Origin of the sequence: Alkalicoccobacillus gibsonii, from assembly GCF_016798245.1 — a bacterium.
Taxonomy (GTDB): domain Bacteria; phylum Bacillota; class Bacilli; order Bacillales; family Bacillaceae_D; genus Alkalicoccobacillus; species Alkalicoccobacillus gibsonii.
The window spans coordinates 709078-725152 of record NZ_JAEUZA010000002.1 but is presented as its reverse complement, the minus strand read 5'-3'; the positions used below and the strand labels follow the sequence as shown (position 1 = coordinate 725152).

The 16075-nt window shown below is 39.6% G+C and carries 15 protein-coding genes; 3 read left to right on the top strand and 12 right to left on the bottom strand.

Annotated features, from left to right (window positions below):
- Nucleotides 1-205 precede the first annotated feature (205 nt).
- Entirely contained in the window at nt 206-1087 is an 882-nt protein-coding gene (locus JNO66_RS10300; protein ID WP_203088153.1) for an NYN domain-containing protein, read from the bottom strand.
- A gap of 140 nt (nt 1088-1227) precedes the next feature.
- Here JNO66_RS10300 and JNO66_RS10295 point away from each other — a divergent pair, with 140 nt between their 5' ends.
- Nucleotides 1228-1548, top strand: coding sequence for a hypothetical protein (locus JNO66_RS10295; RefSeq protein ID WP_203088152.1), 321 nt, complete (start codon nt 1228-1230; stop codon nt 1546-1548).
- 57 nt (nt 1549-1605) lie between these two features.
- On the opposite strand, the gene JNO66_RS10290 is transcribed toward JNO66_RS10295, so the two are convergent.
- From JNO66_RS10290 to JNO66_RS10250, 9 genes are all read right to left on the bottom strand, one after another.
- A complete protein-coding gene (locus JNO66_RS10290) occupies nt 1606-2421 on the bottom strand; it encodes an aldo/keto reductase (RefSeq protein WP_203088151.1) in 816 nt (271 codons plus the stop codon).
- A gap of 169 nt (nt 2422-2590) precedes the next feature.
- Nucleotides 2591-4021: a YfcC family protein gene (locus JNO66_RS10285; RefSeq protein ID WP_203088150.1), complete on the bottom strand. Its 1431-nt coding sequence runs from the start codon at nt 4019-4021 to the stop codon at nt 2591-2593.
- 350 nt (nt 4022-4371) lie between these two features.
- Complete coding sequence (locus JNO66_RS10280; protein WP_203088149.1) at nt 4372-6078, bottom strand: adenine deaminase C-terminal domain-containing protein; 1707 nt, start codon at nt 6076-6078, stop codon at nt 4372-4374.
- Between the two features lie 20 nt (nt 6079-6098).
- Nucleotides 6099-7160, bottom strand: coding sequence for an ABC transporter ATP-binding protein (locus JNO66_RS10275; protein ID WP_203088148.1), 1062 nt, complete (start codon nt 7158-7160; stop codon nt 6099-6101).
- A gap of 15 nt (nt 7161-7175) precedes the next feature.
- The gene (locus JNO66_RS10270) at nt 7176-7961 is read right to left on the bottom strand and encodes an ABC transporter permease (RefSeq protein WP_369876347.1); all 786 of its coding nucleotides are present in this window, start codon (nt 7959-7961) and stop codon (nt 7176-7178) included.
- A 6-nt stretch (nt 7962-7967) separates the two neighbouring features.
- A complete protein-coding gene (locus JNO66_RS10265; RefSeq protein ID WP_203088146.1) occupies nt 7968-8789 on the bottom strand; it encodes an ABC transporter permease in 822 nt (273 codons plus the stop codon).
- Nucleotides 8786-9736 (bottom strand): nucleoside hydrolase, encoded by a 951-nt coding sequence (locus JNO66_RS10260; RefSeq protein ID WP_203088145.1) that lies wholly within the window; start codon nt 9734-9736, stop codon nt 8786-8788. The genes JNO66_RS10265 and JNO66_RS10260 overlap by 4 nt, the downstream gene beginning before the upstream one ends.
- Nucleotides 9737-9801: 65 nt before the next feature.
- Nucleotides 9802-10857, bottom strand: a complete 1056-nt coding sequence (locus JNO66_RS10255; protein WP_203088144.1) for an ABC transporter substrate-binding protein — start codon at nt 10855-10857, stop codon at nt 9802-9804.
- A gap of 209 nt (nt 10858-11066) precedes the next feature.
- Complete coding sequence (locus JNO66_RS10250; protein ID WP_369876350.1) at nt 11067-11402, bottom strand: DUF2294 domain-containing protein; 336 nt, start codon at nt 11400-11402, stop codon at nt 11067-11069.
- A 348-nt stretch (nt 11403-11750) separates the two neighbouring features.
- Here JNO66_RS10250 and JNO66_RS10245 point away from each other — a divergent pair, with 348 nt between their 5' ends.
- Entirely contained in the window at nt 11751-12245 is a 495-nt protein-coding gene (locus JNO66_RS10245; RefSeq protein ID WP_203088143.1) for a small multi-drug export protein, read from the top strand.
- A gap of 496 nt (nt 12246-12741) precedes the next feature.
- On the opposite strand, the gene JNO66_RS10240 is transcribed toward JNO66_RS10245, so the two are convergent.
- Complete coding sequence (locus JNO66_RS10240; protein WP_203088142.1) at nt 12742-13506, bottom strand: CpsB/CapC family capsule biosynthesis tyrosine phosphatase; 765 nt, start codon at nt 13504-13506, stop codon at nt 12742-12744.
- A gap of 205 nt (nt 13507-13711) precedes the next feature.
- On the opposite strand from JNO66_RS10240, the gene JNO66_RS10235 reads away from it, so the two are divergent.
- Complete coding sequence (locus JNO66_RS10235) at nt 13712-14365, top strand: hypothetical protein (RefSeq protein ID WP_203088141.1); 654 nt, start codon at nt 13712-13714, stop codon at nt 14363-14365.
- 57 nt (nt 14366-14422) lie between these two features.
- Here the strand turns inward: JNO66_RS10235 and JNO66_RS10230 are convergent, their stop codons facing one another.
- Nucleotides 14423-15934, bottom strand: coding sequence for an MDR family MFS transporter (locus JNO66_RS10230; RefSeq protein ID WP_203088140.1), 1512 nt, complete (start codon nt 15932-15934; stop codon nt 14423-14425).
- Nucleotides 15935-16075 lie beyond the last annotated feature (141 nt).

Here is a 16075-nt window from a genome sequence, read left to right as displayed (position 1 = left end):
GGAACTATATTAATAAGATCAATCGAGGGAACTAATCTCCGACTTGATTAAAGCAAATAAAAAAAGACAAGGTATGTCCCTGTCTTTGTAACGTATGAGTTTAACGTACTAAATGTTAACGAATGCGTTGTAACGAATCATTTACCTGTACCCCTATAATATGAAAATATAGGGCCGAAGTCAACTATTTATTCGCGTTGTTCTATCATTTTCTGACAGAAACAGATTCCACGAAGGGCGTAACCATGTTACGGCCTTTTTCTGTTAGAGCTAAGCTAGGCTTGACTTCTCCGGTTGTTAAGTCCTTATTAATGGTTCCAATTAACTTACGAACTTTTAATAGATCGATTAGCTCGCTGGCGGAATTTGCCGGAATCGAGAACTTAAGTGAATATTGATTACGAAGCCACGGTGCACCAAGGTATAAATCGCTATCCCCATATTTCTTTTCCCACTCATCGATAAACTGAAGGGATTGTTCTACATATGCATCTAACTCATACTCTTGTTCCTCTAATTTAAGGAATGTTCCTAAATCCTCACTATGATGAGAGTAATTTGTAATATCCGTATGTTTAGGCGCTGCCTCAGATAAATAAAATAGTTCTACTCGTTTACCTTTATACATAAGTCTACTCATAATGGGTACCATGTCACTGTCTGCGGTGACAAATACATAACAAGAAATGCTTTCATCCTTAAATGTACTTTCAATGGCATCAATACAAAGTTCAATGTCAGAGGAGTTTTTTCTAGAATCTCCGTCTTTATCATTGGAATAAACGTGTTTAATTTGAATACGTTGTTTTTGTAGATCCGTTAAACTTGAACGAATGCGTTGAAAGTCGGCATAGGCTCGGAATGTACGGACTCGGTCCTGGCCATAGCGTTCCCATAGGCATTGGAACAAGTTTTTACTTTTTTCTTCATGGTTTGGATTATGATTATAGCGATTCATTAACGTCCAGTAGACATTGTCATAATCGACAAAGATGGCTACATTATCATCTGGTAAGTGTGTATCGTAAGTAGAGTGTAGTAATGCATCTAGTTTTTTGATGAATTGTTCATTGGATTGATCTTTCATTGTTGGTGTTGCTCCCTTCTTGTTCTAGTAACAAGGTATTCTGATTTTTATAAAGTCATTTTTGTAAAATGGTTCCCATTAATTACGTAATTGTGTATGATGAAAAGGCTCAAATATCAATGAAAAGGAGAATGATACCTATGTCTACTTCTCGCATTCTCAAATGGATTACAGGTGGCGGTGAAGCAATCCTTGCGATACCTTTTATAGGTGGGCTTTTAGTGATTTCCAGCTATTATACTGTATTACCTTTAATGCTAGCCCTGCACATCACAACATTAATTCTATCCAATAAAGATGGTGGCGATACGTACCCAAGTATTTTAGGGATTGTGACCTCTTGTATTGCCTGGATTCCAATCGTCGGGTTTATTATGCATATGATTACCGCCATCCTGCTCTTAATTAATGCAGGCAAACGTGATTCAGCAAGCGTAAAAGAGATGAACGGTCCTCTGTAAGGTACATATGGCTGATGTGGAGACGAATATCCTTCTAGATATTCGTCTCGTTTTGTATTACCCGTGGAATCCTCTATCTTCATTGATTGCGGAGATTTTCTCCATCTCTTCATCAGTTAAATCAAAGTCAAAAATATCTGCGTTCGATTCAATTCGTTCTTCTTTACTTGATTTAGGAATTGGGATGATGCCTCGTTGGACATTCCAACGAAGAATAACCTGAGCCGTTTCCTTGTTGTATTTCTCTGCTATATCTGTAAGCAATGGATGCTCGAGTAATCTCCCTCTCATAAGCGGGGACCATGACTCCAAGACAATCTCATGCTCCTGACAAAATGACTGTAGACCTTCTTGTGACAGTAAGGGATGAAGCTCCACTTGGTTTAAAACAGGCTTGATTTTCGCTGTTTTGAACAATTGTTTAAGATCTTCTTCAGAGAAGTTACTCACTCCAATTGATGTGATCTTTCCTTCGTTTACAAGCTCTTCAAGCGCCCTCCAGCTTTCTGCATTTTCTTCTTCCGTTCCCGGCCAATGAATTAATACTAGATCAATCGTATGTAATCCTAATTTTTCATAGCTTGCAAGAACGGCTTGCCTTGTTTTCTCATAGCCTAGTTCTGTTTTCCATACCTTTGTTGTAATAAAAATCTCATCCTCTGGAATTCCTTGAACAACCGCTTCTCGAATCGCTTCTCCAACTGCCTGTTCGTTCTCATACATCGCAGCCGTATCAATTAAGCGATAACCATACCTTAATGCTTTATGCACTGCTAATGATGCTTCCTCGTCGGTCATTTTATATACGCCAAGGCCAAAGATTGGGATTGCATGACCATCAGATAATGAAATGGTTGTTTGCAGGGATGTCATCGTGTGAGCCACCTCGATTTTTTAATAGTTGATCTAATTATGTATGAATACTTCCTTATATACCCGTTATCTAAAAACAGTAACTTAAATACTACTAATTCCATAAAGAAAGGATAATCCCTGCAAAAAAATAACGTTAGGCTCATTTGCCCAACGTCATTTCACTAGCTTATCCAGTCCATCCTGTCATTTGCGCATAAATCAGAAACATTGCTCCCACAGCCATATAAATGATGAATAATGGAAGGAAAAAGCGAACCCACTTTGCCCAACTGATCCCTGCAATCACGAGTGCTGCCATAAAGTACCCCGAAGTAGGAAAAAGAATGTGTGCAAACCCATCTCCAAACTGAAAGGCTAGAATGGCTGTTTGTCTCGTTACACCTAACATATCAGATAAAGGAGCCATAATTGGCATGGTAACAAGCGCTTGCCCGCTACCTGATGGGATAAAGAAATTAATCACTAGTTGTACACCCATCATGCCAATGGCACTTAACGTACTAGGAAAATGTCCAACCACCGACCCAAGCGCATAAACGAGTGTATCCATGATTTGGCCATCTTCAAGCACGATCGCCACCGAGCGAGCAATACCAATGATGATGGCCCCCATTAATACTTCTCGAAATCCTTCCGTATAAGCCTCACAGATTTTCGTCAAGGAAAGCCCGGCGATCAATCCAACAATAATCCCCATAAAGATAAAGAGTCCCGACATTTCAAGCATAAACCATCCTAGCTGTGTTACTCCGTAAAAGACTACAGCAGCAAAGATTGGTAAGGATAGAATAGCGAACAACTGACGTTTGTTCATATCCTTTAACGGTTGATTCAGTGCATCCTTATAAGTGCGGCGATTGGTTTTGTCTTCATCGTATGTAAAACTTTGAACAGTATCCTTCTTTACTTTCCGCGCATATCGCATGACATACACGCTTCCAATGATGACAATGACTACTAAGACGATTAGCCTTAATTGAAAACCAGAATAAATTTCTAATCCGGCAATTTGCTGTGAGATTCCAACTGTTCCAGGATTCATAACCGCTGCTGTAAAGCCAAGTGCTGTTGATATTAACGCAATCGCTGCTGTAGTCATTGAATCGTAGCCTAAGGAAATGCATAGTGGAATTAATACAGGTATGTATACTAATGATAGTTCAGGTGTGCCTATTGTTGTAGAAATTACAGCAAACAACGAGATGAGCACAGGAATAATGAGAATACTCTGATTTTTGAATGTGCGAGCGAGTCGATCTACCCCAATCTCAATGATCTCTGTTCGACGAAGCACCATAAATGTCCCACCAATAATAAAAGTAAAAAAAATAATCTCACTTGCATCCTGCATGCCTCGTGGGATAGCTAACATAAAATCCATGAATGATAAGGGTGATGCTTCGATCTCGGTAAACGAATCAGGATCAATCGATTCTCTTCCATTTGGACCAGCAACACGCTCAAATGAACCTGCTGGAACAATATACGTTAATATCGCTGCGACTCCGCTAATTAAAAATAATAAAACGTAGATATGTGGCATACTCCAACTGTTTTTCTTTTTTATCTTTAATGGCGTAACCTTTTGCGGCTCCATCCTCCCACTCCTTTAATACAAATTATCACTCATTTTAGCGTAGAGGGTTTTATGGTGCATTGGATGGTTCGCACAAAGGATACTGTCTTCTTTAGTACATTTATCTAAAAGGTTTGGTAGGGCACCGAACTCCGCTTACCTCAGCCTTATTCTACCCGTTAGAAGATCTAACAATAAAAAAGAGTGGGTCATAATGTTAATATGGATAGCCACACACGAACATAGCACCAAATCCGCTTCAGGAGAATCCCTCGCTTGTTTTGTGAAAAAACGAATGGCGAATGATTCGATTGTAGAATCATTCGCCATTTTCGTATTGATCGTTAATTATCTTCCAGCCTCTTAGCTTATTATACTTTCTCAACAATCAATGGAACAACCTTCCCTGCGTTCACATCAATTAGTCCATGATCCGTGATCTTTAATGCTGGGCTAACTGGTAATGAAAGTGTGCTCATCGACATGATCGGGTTATAGTGCTTGTAGCCAAGCTCTCGTAATGCAACACAGAGCTGTCTCACTTGTGCGGCTAGTTGTTCAAGAGGCTCTTCCGTCAGAATTCCCCCAACAGGAAGGGGCACTCTAGCTTGAACCTTCCCTTCCCACACTACACAAATTCCGCCTTGCATTGAAATGACTTCATTGGCTGCCTGCTTCATATCTTCAATGTTTTCACCCACAACAAGTAGGTTGTGATTATCATGGGAGTAGGTCGTAGCAACAGCACCGTGTTTAATGATATCGCCTGTGATTAAACCATGTGCTCTGGTTCCACCTTTTCCATACCGTTCAAATGTAGCAATTAATAAGTGCTCGGTGTCCTGCCATTGTAGAAGGCCATCCTGAACGTCAATCGACTCGTGTACTTCAGCTGTAAATGTGGATCCATCTTGTACCTTCATGATTCGGGCCGTGCAAGTACCATCCTCTTTGTTTACATGTACATCGAAGTCTTCTGACGTTAATGGTTCAAGCTGAACACTTTTGTAAAAGTCTTCAGGAAACTGCCTTTCACCGACTTTGTTATCTCCGTTTTGATTAGCTAAGACACCTGTTTTGTAAACAGCTGCAAGTTCAAATGCCTCTAGGTTGGAAAGCAAACAAAAATCAGCTATTTTTCCTGGTGCAATGACCCCTCGATCCTGCAATTTCATTCGTTTAGCAGGTGTGTACGTACTGGCATAAATCACATCTTCTGCTTTCATACCCATACTCATTGCTTTTTTGACAATATGATTTAAGTGGCCCTTCTCTTCAAGAGCATCAGCCATCACATCATCTGTGATAAAACAGAAATGCTCACTTACATCGTGCTCGCATAAGTACTCAATGACCTCAGGTGTCATTGATTTCTCTTGAATCTCAATAAACATTCCTGCTTCTATTCGAGCTTTCATACCTTCTATCGTCTGATGTGTATGATCAGAATCTACACCAGCAAAAATCATTCTGTGCAAGTCTGTATCTAAAAGCTTCGGTACATGACCTTCTATAATGGTCTCAGGGTAATGAGTTCTCATGTGTTTGAGAAGCTGTTTGGTTTTATTGTCTCCCTTAGAGATAACATCAACATAGTTCATGATCTCGCCTAGGCAAATGATCTGATCTAATGTCATTAAATGATCAATATCTTCAATTTCAATCGAACCACCTGTTGTTTCCATTGAGGTTGCAGGTACGGAGCTTGGAATCGAGTAAAACATATCGACTTCACATTGCTTACTCGCTTCAATCATTTCCGTTACACCTTTTACCCCAAAAACGTTTGCCATCTCGTGCGGCTCAGGCACAATAGTCGTCACTCCATTTTTCATTAGTGCATCTGAAAATGTAGCGGGTGTGACCATCGTACTTTCAATGTGAAGGTGGATATCAATAAGACCAGGCACCATGTAATAACCGTGACCAGAAACATGATGCTCCGCTTGAAAATAACTCGTATCCTTCTCACCAATGTACATGAATCGTCCGTCTTTAATCGCAACATTGGCTGTTTTAAAGCTCTTTTCATAACTGTTAAAAACTTTTACATGTTCAATGAGTGTATCAATTTGCATGGTATGATCCCTCCGCTCCATTAATCAACTAAGACAAGCTTTTCTTTTGGAAAGTGAACCGTTATCTGTTCGCCAGAAGTAAAGGCCTGTGCGCTTTCTTGATTAATCGTGAAGTCGCCAAGATCTGTTTGAACAACATACTGGTGGCTACGGCCAAGGAACGTACTCACTGTTATACGACCATTCACTTGGTTTGGAGCGAGCGACTCTCCTTTATAAGGAAGAATACTAAGATAATCTGGACGAATGGCCCCAATCATACTTTGTGGACTAGCTGCCTGCTTCGCTTCTGCCACATGAAATTCCATGCCTTGTGCTTTCATAACAAATCCACCTTCAGCTTCCTTCTTATCTGAAAATGAAATAAAGTTCTTAAACCCAATGAAATCTGCGATGAACTTTGTTTTTGGATACGAATAAATAGTAGACGGTTGATCCAATTGTTCAATAATCCCTTTGTTCATAATGGCTACTTGATCAGAAATGGAGAAGCACTCTTCCTGGTCATGGGAAACATAAACGGTTGTAATGCCAAGCTCTTGTTGGATCCGACGAATCTCTACACGCATGCTTTCACGCAGGTTCGCATCAAGGTTACTTAATGGCTCATCAAATAATAGAAGGTCTGGCTTTATGACAAGCGCTCTTGCAATGGCCACACGCTGTTTTTGCCCACCTGATAGCTCTTGTGGAAAACGTTGCTCAAAGCCTGAAAGGTTAACAACTTCAAGCATTTCCTGCACAAGTTTTTTTGTTTCTGCACTTGTTTTTTTACGAAGTCTTAATCCGAATGCAACATTATCAAACACGGTCATGTGCGGAAATAACGCATAGTTTTGAAACACGAAGCCAAAGTTTCGTTTACTCACTGGAACACGAGTGAAGTCTTTATTTTTAAAGGTAAAGCGTCCTTCTTTTGCTTCTAAGAAACCAGCAATTAAACGAAGGGTCGTTGTTTTTCCACATCCACTTGGTCCTAGTAGAGACACTAATTTTCCTTCTTCTATATCTAAATGAAAGTCCTTCAAAATGTCTTGTTTTTGATAGGCAACTGAAATTTGATCTAATGTAAGTAAAGCCATTTGATGATTCCTCCATTATCGTTTTGTAAAGTATGCGACACCCATTAATCGTTCAATGAAGAACATTAAACCAGCCGTCAAAATCATTAATAGAACAGATACAGCGGCAATCGTTGGATCAAAGTAATTCTCAACGTACGTCAGCATCTGAATCGGTAGCGTACTGAAGCCCGGTCCTGTCATAAATACAGAGATGTCTACGTTGTTAAACGATTCAAGAAATGCAATCAACACTGCTGCAATAATCCCAGAACGAATATTTGGGAGAACAATCTTAAAGAATGTTTCCACATGACCAGCGCCCAAACTTAAAGCTGCTTCTTCAATAGAGAAGTCGAAGTTAGATAAGCTGGATGAAATCACGCGGATAATAAACGGCAACATAATAATCGTATGACCGATGAAAAGCCCAGCATAGACTGGCAGTCCATAAGATACGATGATGTATCGTAAAAAGGTAAAACCAAGAACAATCCCTGGTATTAATACTGGCGAGATAAAAATAGCATTTAACAGCTGTTTTCCTTTAAAGTCATATCGACTTAATGCATAAGCTGCTGGTATTCCTAAAAGCAATGCCATCAAGTTTCCAGCGAGTGAAACAAGAATAGATATTTTAAAGGTTTCTAAAAACATCGAGACTTTAAAGATGTTTTCATACCAATTAAGTGAGAAGCCCTCTGGTGGAAACTTCAAAACACTGCCTGGTTCAAAGGAAGTGATAGAGATGATCACCAGTGGTCCAATTAGGAAGGCAAAAACCAACCATGTGACAAGGGCTAAGACCCAGTTTTTCTTCATCAACCTCTACCCCCTCGGATTTAATTTCAGTGCAATTTTGTTAATGATTAAGATGAATAGCACCGTAACAGCGATCATAATGACACTTACAATTGATGCAACATGCCAGTCATTTAAGGTCACAGCATTTTGATATAGAAATGTTGAGATTACACGCTGATTTCCACCGAGTAAAGCAGGTGTCGTGTAAGCCGTAAAGCTTCCTACAAAAACAAGTGTGCAGCCAATCATTAGTCCTGGTACACATAGTGGCAGAAGAATCTTTCGGAAAATCGTTACCTTCGAAGCCCCTAAGCTTTCTGCGGCCTCAAGTAAATTACGATCGACATTCTCTAAGATCCCAACCAGTGTCACGATCATTAGTGGAAGAAACAAGTGAACCAACCCAATATTCACAGCGATTGGTGTATACATAATCTCAAGTGGCTCTGAACGAATGCCTACTCCTAGTAAAAATTGATTCAGTAGTCCATTTCGACCAAGAATGATCATCCAGCTGAACGAGCGAACCACCGGACTAACCAGTAATGGAAACACAGCAAGTAAAAGCATCAGTGCTTTTGTACGTGCGCGCAGTCCTGAAATATAGTAAGCTGCTGGGAATCCAAGAACAATACAGAAAACAGTTGTTAATAGACTGACTCGAATGGTTGTCCAAAGAATCTCCATAAAGTATGCATTTTGAAAGAAGTTTAGATATCCTTGAAAGGAAAAGCTTCCTGCATCAGAAAACGTTCCTGCAAACGTTAATGCTAATGGAACGATCATAAACAGAGTTAAGAACAACACACCTGGTAGCAATAATAAGTAAATATATTTTTTCTTCACGTTGTTCCCTCCTCCATCGGTATGCGGATTGTTTGAACAAACAGGTCAAGAAAAGCATCTGCATCGACTTCAAGGCTGACCTCGACATTAGGTGGTTGTCCAAGGCGATTTTGAAAATCACAGACCGTTTGGCCATCACAGATTCGACTTGTTGTTTCTACATCTACATACAGGTGTTTCTTTTTCACTACATTCGGTTGAATGGCTACAGCTACAGCAAGTGGATCGTGCATCGCACACGCTTTTACCCCATTGCGTTCAATATAGCGTTTCATATAATCTGACGTACTTTGTCTGATGTACGCTCCGTACTTTGTTCCATCAAGCTGCTTTAAGTGTTCTTCCGTCAATAGTGCTTTTCGAGTCACATCAAGTCCCACTTGAGTGAGCTTTTTAAAGCCCGCGTCCAAGACAATCTTAGCCGCCTCTGGATCGACAAACATGTTGTATTCGGCGACTGGTGTGATGTTTCCCATCTCACTCACAACACCACCCATAAAAACAACCTCTTCCACATAGTCTGGAAGCTCGGGACATCGTTGAACGGCTTCTGCCAAATTCGTTAGTGGTCCAGTCATGATAAAAGTCAAAGGCTTCTCAGATGACTTAGCAAGTTCAATCATATAGTTCGGGGCATAGGCATCCTCTGGCGTTTTTGATGGGACCATGTCTGACAATGCTCCACCAATTCCGTCAGTCCCGTGAATTCGGTGTTCAAAATGCGTTGCTCTCTTTAAAGGCTGATTGGCACCGGGTACAACTGGTATGTTGATCTCGCCAGTTAATTCTACAATTTTGCATGTGTTTAACGTTGCTGTTTCAAGAGAGACATTTCCGTTAACCGTTGTGATTGCAGTGACGTCAACCTCTTTTGAATGAATGGCCAGTAGTAAGCCAAGCGCATCATCTACACCTGTATCCACATCAATAAGTACATTCCGAGTCATTTTATTCACCTCTACAAACAAGAAGGCGCCCGACAATTCGTATCCGGCGCCCTATGTCTTTTTAATTACTTCGCAATCTCTTGATTCCAGCGTTCAATCCAGCCTGCGGAGTTTTCATTTACTTCAGCCATGTCCAATTGATTTAATCCATCAATTACATCTTGACCATACGTAATGCCTTCAGCTTCTTCATCTGTTAACTCAACTGTTGTATTAACTGGAGAATCAATTTTTGCTTTAGCTGTTGTTTCTTGAATGTCCTTACTTAATTGGAAATTGATGAATTCTTCAGCTAACTCTTTGTTTTTACTATCCTTGACAATGTTCACTGTGTTCATGACAGCATAGCCACCTTCACTAGGTGCTACAAATTTCGCCGCTGGAATCGCTTCTTTTAGATCGTTAAAGTACATCTCCATAAAAGGTCCTGCTGCAATTTCACCTTGAGTGAACATGTTAACGAAATCAGATGTTTTATCGTACTCTTTTACAATGTTTGGAGATAGCTCTTCAAGCTTTGCGAATGCTGCATCTTCATTAAACGATTCTTCACCAGCTACTTTTGAAGCAGCATCTAAGAACATTGGACCAGTTGTTGTTGTAATTCCAGGGATGGTTAGGTTGTTCGCAAGGTTTGAGTTCCAAAGATCTGCCCAAGAACTGATCTCTCCATCGATTTCATCAGCGTTATATGCAATACCAAATTGGCCGATTGTATATGCTGGACCATAGTCTTCACCAAGTGGAGCTTTTGCAATATCATAGATTTCTTCTAAGTTTGGAATGTTGCTGCGATCAATCTTTTCAAACAAGTCATCATTAATGGCTTGTTGTGCATAAAAGTCAGACAGATAAACGACATCAATATCAGCTGTACCTTGACGGATCTTATTTAAACGCTCTGCGTTGTTTCCTATATCTAAAACAATTTCAACGTTATGTTCTTTTTCAAAGGGTGCGTATACTTCTTCTCTAAAAAAGTCTTCAGAGAATCCCCAAGTTGAAACAACTAATTTAGTTGGGGAGCCGGTTGAACCTTGCGAATCATCAGAACCTCCACAAGCAGTAAGAGCGATAGTCGATAAAGCAACGATTGTTGATGCACCAAGCAATTTTTTCATTTTTATACCCTCCGAATGATACGATTTTGGTTTATGAAGAATAGGATTCCCAGCTCAAGCTAAAAGTTCCCATAAAAAAAAAGAAAAAGACACTCTCGCAGAATAATCGTGCATTCTACAAGAGTCCCTTTTCCTTGTGTACAAAGATTCGGTTACGCTTGTCTATCGTATGACGGTTCCTTCTTCAGATAGATCCGAACAAGAAATCCTTATTTTAGAATGATGTTCGTAAATGCCCACTGTGTTCTTGCATCAAAATCACGCAGTACAACATCGACAGGTACATCAGTCTGTTCATTTAATTTTTGTAAGAGCTTCTTCTTATATAGAAGGGATAATTGAAAATCCACTTCTTGTTTTAAACTCGGTACCTCTCCTTCAAGAGCAGTAGAACGCGGTGAACGTCGATGCTTTGCTTGAAAGGTAATAATATCGTTCTCGATGGTTACTTTGAGTAAAGTAGTTCCCACTCCGAACATTTCCTTCGATACCTCATTATAAAGATGCGCTAGTAACTTCTTTGTTTCATTTGATTGCAATATCACACCATCACCTACTATGAGGATAATGAAAATCACTTACAAGTCATATTATACATAAGATTTGATAGTTGGGCAAGATAATGTTCGGATTTATTCTTAATTTAAAGTCAAAACAAGAGTTTTTACGACTTTTTATGCGCAAAAGACGGAAATTGAATGACATATACAACCATTCGTATTCATATGCTATACAGGAAAAAGAAACTTGTACAAATTTTGCAAATAATATATACAAGTTCCTATGATTTCGCTAGAGTGAAAGAGAATAAAAGAATGAAAGAGAGGTGAGCAAACGACAACGTAAGAAAGAGTATGATACTTATGAAAGATTAGTTTATTGGAGGTATACATATGGGTTATATCATCGCGTACTTAATTGTGTTCTTACTAGCTGCTACTCCTTTCTTTGAAGCCCCTGCAATTATTCCAGTTGGTTATGTTGCCGGATTAAATCCTTACCTAACTTCGATCATCGCGTTTATTGGAAACGTATTAACCGTGTTACTTGTTATCGTTTTTGTGGAAGCCATTCAAGCTTGGCGAGAAAAAAGACGAATTAAAAAAGGCAAACCTGAAAAAACGAAAAAGAGCGAGCGTGCTCAACGCGTCTTTAATAAGTATGGGTTACCGGGATTATGTTTGATTGGCCCAACCGTTGGAAGTCACCTTACTGCTATCATTGCGATGTCGTTAAGTGGAAGCAAGATCAAAACTGCTATATGGATGACTATCTCACTTGTCGTTTGGTGTGTAGGGATGGCTCTATTTACGCACTATGGTTTCTCAAGATTATTTGAAAATAATGATGTAACCAATACGTTACGTGACTTTATTGAAAACTATTAATCGCTCAGTGGGTAAGGTGTTCTATGAACATTTTATCCACTGTTTTTAGGTTGGTGGATGTATTTGATGCTTATCTCGATGTATTTGATGCTTGAACCGATGTATTCGCCTTTTTCTCGATGTATTCTACATCTAACGTGATGCAACAAAGCTATCTTTCTTACTATCCTCTCTCTTCTTCTTGCTAACATTCGCTCAGAGAAAAGAGCGTGGGACATAACAGTAAATGACTCACGAAAACACGAACTTAGCAATATATCCGCTACAGGAGAATCCTTCGCTTTCCACGGGAACGGCCTCAGCCCCTTTCGCGGAAAGGGCGCCGCTACAGTGTCTTCACCGCGTTCTGTTCCGTAGGAGTCTCAGGTTCTCCCTCCGCTTGTTTCACAAAAACACGAAAGGCGAATGATTCGCTCATTGAATCATTCGCCATTTTTCTATTTTTGAATTATGTCCCAAGCTCGCGCTTACATTCATTCCTACTTAACGATCTATTTTAAAATAGACCCATGTATTTTTTCTTCTTAACGCGCAATGGTTCTTCCGCATAGATGCTGTAATCATTAATGAGTCGTTCCGCGTTCTGCTCAAAGTACGTAGCGTTTGAGCCATCCCCTTGTCTAAACAAGGTATCAAATGCTTTGGTAAAGTCACTACTCCTTGATTTTGATTGTAGTGAGGACGACATAAGAAAGTGAACAAGACGATTTTCAATTAACTGTTCTGAGAACTTTCGAGTATAACCACTAACTCTTCCAGTGAAGCTTGAGGCATTCAACTGTGCAAGAGCTCCACCTTTGATTAACTTATATAGTAAATCTGGTTGCTCAATGATCTCCTTGTGACGTTCGGGGTGTGCCAGGATTGGCTTAACCCCTTTTAACTGCAAATTATATAGAATCTCTGAGATACGAGGGTGAAGTCTTTCTCCCCCTAATGTAATAAGCATATATTGAGTATCATTTAATGTAAGGAGCTCGCCTCTCTCATAGGCACCAGATAGATCATCATCAAGCTGTATACTTTGACCAGGAACCACACGTATGGCTAATTTCTCATCTTTTGCTACATCATTTAAATGACTAACTCGCTCTCTTATATCTGTCGGTAGGATTGTATCTTGATGCAAACGAAATATAGGTGCAGCGATTAATGTTTTCACTCCACTCTCTTCGGACTTCTGAAGGAGCTTAATCGCTTCTGTTTCACTTGGTGATTGCTCGGTAAGGTCAGGCAAAATATTCACTAAGTAATCAATCATAAATCTCTTTATCCTCCTTCTCTACTACACTCCCTAGTAGCGTTGACGATCGATCATAAAAGTATGTATAGAATATTATAACGAACAATTCGTTCTTCATCAAGAACAAGAGGTCACATAATATAACTCATTATGAAAAAAAATGCACACCAAAAATTTACTTTACATGATAAAATATGATAAATCACAGAAAAGGAGTTTCCATATGAAGAAAATCAATCTAATTGCACGTCTTCTTTTCATTTTAGGTATTGTTTCATTATGTATAGGTGGCGTAATTGGTCTAATCTTTACATACCACTGGATGAACATTGGAGCGATCGTCCAATTTTTCGGTTCATATTTATTTGTATTACTCTCAATTGCATTCATCTTTCTTCTTATAGGTTTTATTCTATTCGGAATTAGTGAAATGATTGAACAGCAGACCTTAACAAATCAACTTCTAGCGAAACATGAAAAAATCAATCTCACACATTTCCATGAGAAATTGATTAGCGAGCATCAACCAACACCACAACCTAAAGAATCAACTGTAGGCTTTCATTTTCCAGATTCAGACGCACCACCGCTGCATCATTCCATTCGAACAAAACGGTTAATGAACGTTGACTGGTATACAGCGGATTCAGATCCTCATTGGATTAGTCATATGGTTGATAAACTGGGCGAAAAGGTACATACCATTACAGCTCTCCCTCAGAGCGATTGGTATGCTGCGACAACATCGTCAAACACACATCTTGTTAAAATTGACCGAGACCGAACAAATGAAGCAGTCCGCTTTGAGTGGACGGATTATCCTGACCTATCCGAGTGGTGGAACACGTACCAAGCAAAGCAATCTGATAACAAATAGATTAAAAAACACCCCATTTTATTGGATCTCTCCATAAAATGGGGTGTTTCTTTTAAATTAAACCTGTGAAGCTGGTTCCATGTCTGACTGATCTTGATCTTCTTCTCTTTCTTTTGAAGCAACCTTCTGATCACGGAAGTCTTCTCCAGGCTTGCTACGTTTCATAAAGAATGAAAGCACAAGAGCAATGAGTGCTACAAACACCGTTAATAGGAAAGCATCATTAATTCCTTCAACAGTGGCTTGATTCACAAGGTCTTGACCAGCTAAGCCTGAACCTGCTAATTCACCGATATGAGTTGTCGTGCGTGTTGACATAATCGTAACCAATAATGCCGATCCAATGGCACCGGATACTTGCTGCAAGGTATTGTTCATAGCTGTACCGTGCGGATTGTATCTTGCTGGTAGTTGGTTAAGTCCGTTTGTCATAACCGGCATCATCACCATAGACATCCCAAACATTCTCGCTGTATAAAGTAGCATTAACGTTGTATACGTTGTATCCATTGTTAAACGGCTAAACATATAGGACGTTAAGATCGTGATTGTAAGTCCTGTTACTGCAAGTACTCTCGCTCCATACTTATCAAACAGCTTCCCAGTAATCGGAGACATAATCCCCATCAATAAGGCCCCTGGTAATAAAAGTAGCCCAGAATCTAGTGGAGAGATTCCACGAATCGTTTGCACATATAAAGGTAATAACAGCATGGCTCCAAACATCGCCATCGTTAGTGTAATTGAAATGATGGACGATAAGGCAAACATTGGGTAACGATAAATTCGGAACTCAAGCATCGGTACATCTAGCTTTAATTGACGAAGGATAAACACTAGTAATGCAATTCCTCCTACAATCAACGTAAGATATACTTCAGTCGCACTCCAGCCTTTGTCCCCTGCCGTACCAAATCCGTAAAGAATACCACCGAAACCAATACTTGAAAGAACAACAGATAATCCATCCAGCTTAATTGGCATTGATTCCTTCTTATCATGTAAGAGGAAGATTGCGACCAATAAAATAATCAATGCAATCGGGAACGTTACATAAAAAAGCATTTTCCATGAATAATGTTCAATTAAGAATCCAGATAACGTCGGACCAATCGCTGGAGCAAAGATCATAACAAGACCAAAGATCCCCATGGCCGCTCCACGTTTTTCAATCGGGAAGCCGTTCAAAAGAACATTCATAAGTAACGGCATCATAATGGCTGAACCTGAAGCTTGAACAACACGCGCAGATAATAGCACTGGGAAATTCCATGAAAGAACGGCCATCAAACTCCCAAGTGTAAACAAGCTAATAGCTGTAAGGAACAATCCACGTACCGAGAACTTTTGAATCAAAAATGCGGTAATCGGAATCAAAATGCCGTTTACAAGCATATACCCTGTAGCCAACCATTGAACGGTTGAAGCCGTTACGTCAAAGTCTTTCATAATAGATGGTAACGCTACATTAAGTAATGTTTCATTTAAAAGTGAAATAAAAGCTCCTAATAGCAAAATTGCAATAATGCCATAAGGAGGACGTTTCGTTTTTTCTAATGTTGTTGTCATTTATACCCCTCCATAACGACTGTTCATTTTTTTATACCAGTGTTATACTGAACATATATTACTCCTGTCTTTTCTAAAAAGCAACAATAGATTCTTGCTTTTTTTATCTAATTATTGGACTCTTATAAATGAAGAGAAGAG